7 protein-coding genes are annotated in these 7767 nt (G+C 60.5%); 3 read left to right on the top strand and 4 right to left on the bottom strand.

Annotation, left to right across the window (positions count from 1 at the left end; translation table 11 throughout):
* Positions 1-11: 11 nt before the first annotated feature.
* From BM438_RS40405 to imuA, 3 genes are read right to left on the bottom strand one after another with little or no spacing between them, the layout of a single operon-like run.
* Positions 12-3161: an error-prone DNA polymerase gene (locus BM438_RS40405; protein ID WP_093646332.1), complete on the bottom strand. Its 3150-nt coding sequence runs from the start codon at positions 3159-3161 to the stop codon at positions 12-14.
* 6 nt (positions 3162-3167) lie between these two features.
* Positions 3168-4637 (bottom strand): Y-family DNA polymerase, encoded by a 1470-nt coding sequence (locus BM438_RS40410; RefSeq protein ID WP_208620757.1) that lies wholly within the window; start codon positions 4635-4637, stop codon positions 3168-3170.
* Entirely contained in the window at positions 4567-5274 is a 708-nt protein-coding gene (gene imuA, locus BM438_RS40415; RefSeq protein ID WP_143131842.1) for a translesion DNA synthesis-associated protein ImuA, read from the bottom strand. The genes BM438_RS40410 and imuA overlap by 71 nt, the downstream gene beginning before the upstream one ends.
* 87 nt (positions 5275-5361) lie before the next feature.
* On the opposite strand from imuA, the gene BM438_RS40420 reads away from it, so the two are divergent.
* Positions 5362-5676, top strand: coding sequence for a hypothetical protein (locus BM438_RS40420; protein WP_093646337.1), 315 nt, complete (start codon positions 5362-5364; stop codon positions 5674-5676).
* 346 nt (positions 5677-6022) lie between these two features.
* Positions 6023-6241: a hypothetical protein gene (locus BM438_RS40430; RefSeq protein WP_093646340.1), complete on the top strand. Its 219-nt coding sequence runs from the start codon at positions 6023-6025 to the stop codon at positions 6239-6241.
* A gap of 261 nt (positions 6242-6502) precedes the next feature.
* On the opposite strand, the gene BM438_RS45780 is transcribed toward BM438_RS40430, so the two are convergent.
* Positions 6503-6757: a hypothetical protein gene (locus BM438_RS45780; RefSeq protein WP_167378532.1), complete on the bottom strand. Its 255-nt coding sequence runs from the start codon at positions 6755-6757 to the stop codon at positions 6503-6505.
* A 74-nt stretch (positions 6758-6831) separates the two neighbouring features.
* Here BM438_RS45780 and mnmH point away from each other — a divergent pair, with 74 nt between their 5' ends.
* Entirely contained in the window at positions 6832-7689 is an 858-nt protein-coding gene (gene mnmH / locus BM438_RS40440; protein ID WP_244179576.1) for a tRNA 2-selenouridine(34) synthase MnmH, read from the top strand.
* The last annotated feature ends 78 nt before the right edge of the window (positions 7690-7767 follow it).

The following is a 7767-nucleotide window of genomic DNA, read 5'->3' on the forward strand; positions in this document are numbered from 1 at the left end:
TACGCCGGTTCCTAATGGAAGTTTCGCGTCGACGTGACGAGCGTGCCGAGCAGGTGTGACATGTCTACCAGCCGCTGTGCAACCAGGTGTCGTACTTCCCCCTGGCATTGCCACGTCCCATAGACGGCGAGCAGTGACGCCCCCAGCGCTTCCTGTCGCTGTTTTTCAAGGAGACTTGGCCACACGATCACGTTCACGTTGCCGGTCTCGTCCTCGAGCGTCACGAACATCACACCCTTGGCGGTGCCCGGACGCTGACGCACCGTGACGAGCCCACAGCCACGGGCGAGTCGCCCATCGCGATAGGTGCGAAGCGTCGACGCCGGCATCAGCCTGTTCGCGAGTAGTTGTGGCCTGAGCAGCTCAAGCGGGTGCCGGCCTAGCGTCAGACCCACTGAGCGGTAATCAGCAACGATGTCGTTTGCCTCGGTTGGCGCACCGAGAGCGGGTGTCTCGTCCTGAACGGCTGCTGTCGCGAGCATGTCCTTGTCTGGTACCGCTGCAACGGATTGCCACAGCGCTTCACGGCGATTGCCGGCGAGGGAGGCGAGCGCATTGGCATCGGCCAGCACATGAAGATCCTTGCGATCCAGTTGCGCGCGGCGGGCAAGGTCGTTGACGCTTTCAAAGGGCCGAACCGCGCGCGCGTTTTCGATGCGTTCCGCAGCGCCGTCTTTCATGCCTCGCAGTAGCGACATACCGAGCCGGACGGCTGGTCTTCCGGCGCCTGGCAGACTTACCAGTGCCGAGTCCCAGCTACTGATTGTCACGTCAACGGGCAGAACCTTGACACCGTGGCGTTGTGCGTCCTGCACGAGCTGCGACGGCGAGTAGAAACCCATCGGCTGTGAATTCAGCATGGCCGCCAGAAACGCCTCCGGCTCGTGGCACTTCAACCAGCTGCTTGCGTACACAAGCAACGCAAAACTGGCCGCATGACTTTCCGGAAAGCCGTATTCACCAAAGCCCTTGATCTGTTCGAAGATGGATTCGGCGAAGGCGAGGGTATAGCCGCGCTCCTGCATGCCATGAACGATTCGATCGTAATATTTTTCCAGCCCGCCTTTACGTTTCCAGGCGGCCATCGCGCGACGCAGCTGGTCGGCTTCGCCGGCGGTAAATCCGGCCGCCAGAATCGCCACCTGCATGACCTGCTCCTGAAAGATCGGAACGCCGAGGGTTCGACCGAGTGCAGTTTTCAGCGCGTCGCTCGGATACGAGACCGGCTCGAATCCCTGGCGTCGCTGCAGGTAGGGATGCACGGCGCCGCCCTGAATCGGACCTGGGCGGACGATCGCCACCTCGATCACGAGGTCATAGAAAGTCCGGGGCTGCATCCGCGGCAGCATGCTCATCTGGGCCCGGGATTCGATCTGGAAAACACCGACCGTATCTGCAGCCGAAATCATCTCGTAGGTCTGCGGGTCTTCCGCAGGTATGTCCTGCATTTCGAAACGCTCGCCGCGCTGCTCCGACACAATATCAAGCGCGCGCCGGATGGCCGAGAGCATGCCGAGTGCAAGGACGTCGATTTTCAGCAGGCCGAGCGCCTCGAGGTCGTCCTTGTCCCACTCGATGACAGACCTGTCCTCCATTGCAGCATTCTCGACAGGCACCAGACGTGTCAGCTTGCCGCGACTGATGACAAAACCACCCGAGTGCTGGGAGAGATGGCGCGGGAAGCCAAGCAATTGCGATGCGAGCTTCGCCCACGCCTGAATCAGCGGCTTTTCCGGATCGAGGCCGGATTCCCTGAATCGCGCAAGCAGATCCTGACTCGTATCAAACCAGTGATGCGACTTTGCGACGACGTCAACGATCTGGGGATCAACGCCAAGCGCCTTCCCCGTTTCGCGCAGCGCACCGCGCGGTCGATAGGTTGAGACCGCCGCCGCAATTGCTGCGCGGTCGCGGCCGTACTTGCGATAGATGTACTGGATGACTTCTTCGCGGCGCTGATGTTCAAAGTCGACATCGATATCCGGCGGCTCGCCACGCTCCTTCGAGATGAAGCGCTCAAAAAGCATGTTGCCGCGAGCCGGGTCCACCTCGGTTACGCCGAGGCAATAGCAGACGGCAGAGTTAGCCGCGGAGCCGCGCCCCTGGCAGAGGATGCTCTGGCTACGTGCAAAGCGCACGATGTCGTACACCGTGAGGAAGTAAGGTTCGTACTGGAGGTCCGCTATCAGTTCAAGCTCATGCTCGATCTGTTCCTGCACCTTGTGCGGAATACCTGACGGAAAGCGTCGTTGTGCGCCAATGTACGTTTCCTGCCGCAGATAGGCGGCAGGGGTGAATCCGGCTGGCACAAGTTCGTCCGGATACTCGTAGCGCAGTTCATCGAGCGAAAAAGTGCAGCGGCTTGCAATATCGACGGTTGCGGCAAGTGCGTCGTCGGGGTACAGGTTAGCGAGCCGCAGTCTGGAACGCAGGTGCTGCTCGGCGTTCTGTGTCAGGTCATAGCCGCACTCATGCACCGGCCTGCGAACGCGGATCGCGGTCATGGTGTCCTGCAGCGGCTTTCGCGAGCGCACATGCATGACGACGTTCCCCAGCGCGACAACCGGGACGTCCTGATTCCGCGCGACAAACTCAACCGAACCCCGATGGATGTCATCCATCGCACGCTGGTGCAGCACAAGACCCACCCAGACGCGGCCCGTGAACGTGTCATCGAGCCATTCGACCTGTGCCGCTAGCACGTCTTCCTTCGCCGGAAAATCCGGTACGAGAATGGCCAGGCAGTCGGGTAGGCCGCGCAGGTGCCGGTTTTCCCTGTCGGGCCGCGACAGGTCCTGCGGCGTCAGGCGGTATTCGCCCTTCGGAGCGCGTGTACGGGCCAGCGTAATCAGCTCGGACAGGTTGCCGTATCCCTCGCGGTTTCTGGCGAGGAGAATCAGCCCGAACGCGGGTGATCCGTCAGCGTTCACCAGACGGAAGTAGGATCCCACGATAAACGGCAGCTTTGCCTGCTTCGCTGCAACGTGTGCGCGCACGACGCCAGCCAGCGAGCACTCGTCGGTGACGGCCAGCGCTGAATAGCCCAGTTGCTCCGCGCGCTCAGCCAGTTCTTCCGCATGGGAGGCACCGTGCAGAAAAGTGAAGTTGGAAAAGCAGAACAGCTCGGCATACGCCGGCAGGGTGGAAAAGGTGGCGTCCATGGCGTGTCATCCGAACAGGCCATGCAGGAACCACCGCTGGTCTTCTTCCGCGTCGCGACTACTGACTCGCTCGCGGTATATCCAGAAGCAGCTCTGGTCTTCGCCCTGGGCGACGAAATAATCGCGCGTCACCAGTTCGCCATCAAACCACCCGGCCTCGATGCGTTCGCCTGGCGACACCATGCGCAGAGGTGAACCGTAAAACGGCCGGTGTTTGCGCATGAGCAGACGCACCGGTTTTGCCAGAAGCCATGTGGGTCGTGGCAGTCCTTCAGGCAGCACGGTGCTTTTCGACGCACTTGCGACAGGCACCCATCGATTGGCAACCTCAGGTCGGTAATCTGCGGTTGGCGCTGGCCGGAGTACGTTTTCTTCGCCGAGTCGAGCAACCAGCAATTCGACAAGACGGGTGTGGTCTTCGGCTGTGCCGCCGGGTTCCGGAAATAGCGTGTCCGACGCCGGCACTGCAGATTGCACATTGGACGCATCGAGCCGTAACGCAATGACCGGTGCAGTCAGCTCGATCCGTCCAAGGCGCTCCTTGAGGAGGCGCATCAGATGGTCCTCACGCCACGTTGGCTCGCCAAGCGCAATCTCGATCGGGGTCGGCTCAATTGCCTGCCGTCCGCGCTCGTGCTCCAGCAGGAGGGTCGCGCCTGTGAGGGCCAGCTGTTTTGCGCACAGCCAGCCACATAGCTGGACGACGAGACGATGCGCGCCAAAGAGCGCTGCTTCCGCATGCTCGATGCGGTCGGGCATTTCAATGCGAGCGGAGAATGTCGGGGGCAGTTCCAGCCAGTCAAAGAGTTCGGGCGCCGTGCCAAAGGACCGGTCCAGCGAATCAAGGAGGTGTTCGCCGCAACGGCGCTGCAGACCAGCACGCGGCAACCGTCGTACATCGGCGATCGTTTCGCAACCCAGTCCCGCGAACCAGTCAGCGAACGGTCGAACCTCCGGCACCGACAGCAATGGCAATGCGGATAGTTGCCGCTCAAGCGAGTCGACCTTGAGTACGCGTCGGTTCCGGTGCTTCGCGAGCAACCATGCACCTTGACCAGTCGGTGCAGCGCTTATCCGTGCGGTCAGTCCGATTGCTTCGAGTATCGCTTTTGCCTGACGGCACACCGCAAGCAGACCGCCGAACAGACGCAGGCTCGCACCGATGTCGACCACCACGACAGCCTCGTCGAGCATGGCGACATCTGGCGAGAATTTCATGAGCGCGATCGCCACTTCCCGCTGCGCTCCATATTCACGGCCCGGCTCGCGTTCGTACATCTCCACTTCCGGCGTGAGCGTTAGCACACCGCCGCGTTTCATGCCAACCCGCACGCCCGCAGACCTGGCTATCCCGTCTGCGATGAGCACCTTGTCCCTGTCCAGGACCACGCAGCCATGTGCGGGCTCAGGCAGCCACTTTGGTCGGAAGACCTCGAGTTGCAACCGGGGCAAGTGGACGGCGAGAAATACGCGCATGGTGCGAAAACAGGACAGGGGTTGGTTGAAGTGGGATGGACAGAGGTTCCGCGCGTGCTGGACCTCGTCGCTTCGCAATATCGACGGTCAGACCGTCGCGTTCTGGCCTGAGCGCCAGTCGTAAAACGGCAGGGGACGCATCCTGCGCGGCCGCCAGGGGACGAACCATGAAAAAAAGCGTCTCCGAAGACTGCGCGGCCAAATGTAGCCGCCGCAGTGAGGCCGTCTGGACGTACTGCGTCCAGAACAGCAACGCGCCGCAACTTCCGGCACGCAGAATCTGCTCGGCGGACCACAATGCGTCGGCCGTCTTTGCGGCGCGAATCTGCAGCAGCTGTTCCGGAGAAAGACCGATGTACTCGAGACCGAGGCCGTTCGGAACATGCGGCGGCTGAACCATCGCAACTGGCCGTTTGCCCAGTGTGCTGAGCGCAGGGCGAAGCAACCGCATCTCTCCCACGCCGGCCTGCTGGACCAGCAGGTCGATGAGCGCGCCGATCGGCCATCCGCCGCCGGGCAGCTCTGCTGAAAGCGCCGCGTAGCCGGTATCGACCGTCCTGCCACGACCGCGCGTAAGCTGCGCCGCCCGCCACAAGGACGGGTGAATTGCTTCCGGAGTGGGGGACGGGACAGTCATTGAATTGCGCAAATACCTGTATGGATGTACAGTATCCTACACCGAAATTCGTAGCGGCGAACAGGTACTTTTTTGGGGAGAAGCTCCATGGATATGCGCGTTCGCAAACCGGTCAGCCATCCGATGCCAGAAATTGCGGCGTTTGTCGCCGACATGAAATCTGCGTTTGGCGAGCATGAAATCGATGAAGCCATTCGTCGCGGACGAGCCGGGGAGCCGACGTTCTTTGCGTGCGAAAATGGCCGCTCGGTGGGTACCGCTAGTCCGGTGGAAACGGATGTCTGGCTTGTTGACGGTGCCGTGCGCGACCGCCACTACTGTGACGGCTGCGACGGGTCGTGCGTCGGAAGGGAGGTATCCTGCAGCGACAGATTGAATCGCATCGCCAAGGAGAAACGATAGTGAAACTGGTTGGATGCGGGTTGCTTTTACTGGCGCGTACTTCGCCCGTGTTTGCAGGTGAGCGCTACATAGAAATCTGGAATCCGCCCGAAACTCGAGGTGGATTGCTTCAGGGAGCGGGCGCGACGAATTCGCTTACGCACAAGCGGCGTGTGCCCCATTTGTTAAAAGCACGGGCGCATCGCACGCCGACCACCGCCGCCAGGCTCGCCGTGAAGCAGGGAGCTGCCGGTGCAGGTACGCGACGGGTTGCGCCTGACGTCTCGGAAATCCCCCGTCTGATCACGCCCGAGGGAAATGTACTGCGTGTTGACGCTCACGACTCGTATGTTGAGGTTGTGCGCTGATGGAATCGGGAAGCTACAACGGATACCGCATCTTCGGTCACGCCATACTTCAGCAAGAGGACGTCCTTTCACCTGAGCAATACGCAGGCAGCGGAACCATCACCCGCGACACAAAGATAGTTGAAGCCTCGGGGGTACTCGGTGTTTTTGATACGGAAGAAGAGGCTCAGTTCGCCGGACTTGGTTGGGCACGTGCGTGGGTCGATAGCCACGGCTAGTACCTCGCTGGCGTCGGTCCGCGGCAACCTATGCAGGGACGAAATCAGTGCCCCAACATCGGCGACGCGCGTGAAGCTCGTGCTCAAAAACACAGTGCTCCACTCCCAGCTGCTTCTACTCCACGGCCAGCAGGTCGATGTGCGATCGCTGTTGCCCCCTCTACACTCGATGTCAAACCGTAGGTCAGCGCGTGCGCTCCTTGAACTGCGGAGAGTTTCTTTCGGGGCCGGTCGTCTCGCAAACCGCATGGCCAACAGACTTTACAAGGTCTTCATCATGCATACGGCACTCGCCGGACAGAGTTGCGCAAACTGCATACTCGCCTGCGGTCCAGAGGACGCGCGGCCACGATTCACCGCTGCATATGCGGCTTGCGGGAAAAAATCCGTAATCGTCGTTGTAAGCAACCGCAACTCCGATATGCCGGACGCGCTCGCCAGGTCTTCCGCGTGAGTCAGCAGCGGTGACAGACGTGCCCAGTAGGGCTTGCCAGAGAGGTAAGGGGTTCGTACCATGCCTGCACTCGACCGGTTGTCTGGATGGCGTAGAGAAAATTCGTTGTACGCCAAAAATTACAAGGCAGGTGGGCATGTACCGATTCGAAGATTACGACCTCATCATCGACGCGCGCAGCGAACGCGAATACGCCGTGGATCACATCCCTGGCGCAATCAACCTCCCCGTGGTCAGCAATGACGAATACGCCGAGGTCGGCACCTTGCATCGGACCGACATAATGCGGGCATATCTGATCGGCGTGTCCTATTCGCTGAAAAACATTTCGCGTCACCTTGACACCGTAATTGCGGGCCGCCCACGTCATGGCAGGGTGCTTGTGTATTGCTTTCGCGGCGGAAAGCGCAGTCGACTTTGGTTTGATGCTCTCGATACGATCGGCTATAAGGTGGACCGTCTACCTGGTGGCTGGAAGGGCTATCGACGGTGGGTCAACGAGCAACTGACAAAGCTACCGCGCGAGTTCTCGTATGTGGTCCTGTCAGGCTCGACTGGTTGTGGAAAGACTCGATTGCTCGATCAACTCGAAGCCGTCGGTGCGCAGGTCTTGAACCTGGAGGCGCTCGCGTCTCACCGGGGCTCGGTTATTGGTGCGATACCTGGTACCCCGCAGCCGACGCAGAAATACTTTGATAGCCTGCTGCAACAAAAGCTTAGTACTTTCTCACCCGGCCGCACGGTGTGGGTGGAAGCAGAGAGCAAGAAGATTGGCAACGTGCAGTTACCGCAAGCGCTGCTCGAAACGATGCATACGAAGGGCAAGCCAGTCTGCGTGAATGCGCCGATGGTCCAGCGAGTCATATTGTGGCGAGAGGACTATCACCATTTCGAGCAAGATCCGGACGCCTTCGTATCGAAACTCGCCTCTCTGCGGAGCCTTATCGGAGGCAAAGAGTTCGAGGTGTGGCAGGAAATGGCCGAGGCCGTGTAAAAACGCGCGTGATCACCTAGACTAAATCAACCCGCTGAAACAAGAGGCGCAGATGGGGCGATTTGTCGAAGGTGCGGA

The organism is Paraburkholderia aspalathi (assembly GCF_900116445.1).
GTDB classification, from domain to species: Bacteria; Pseudomonadota; Gammaproteobacteria; order Burkholderiales; family Burkholderiaceae; genus Paraburkholderia; species Paraburkholderia aspalathi.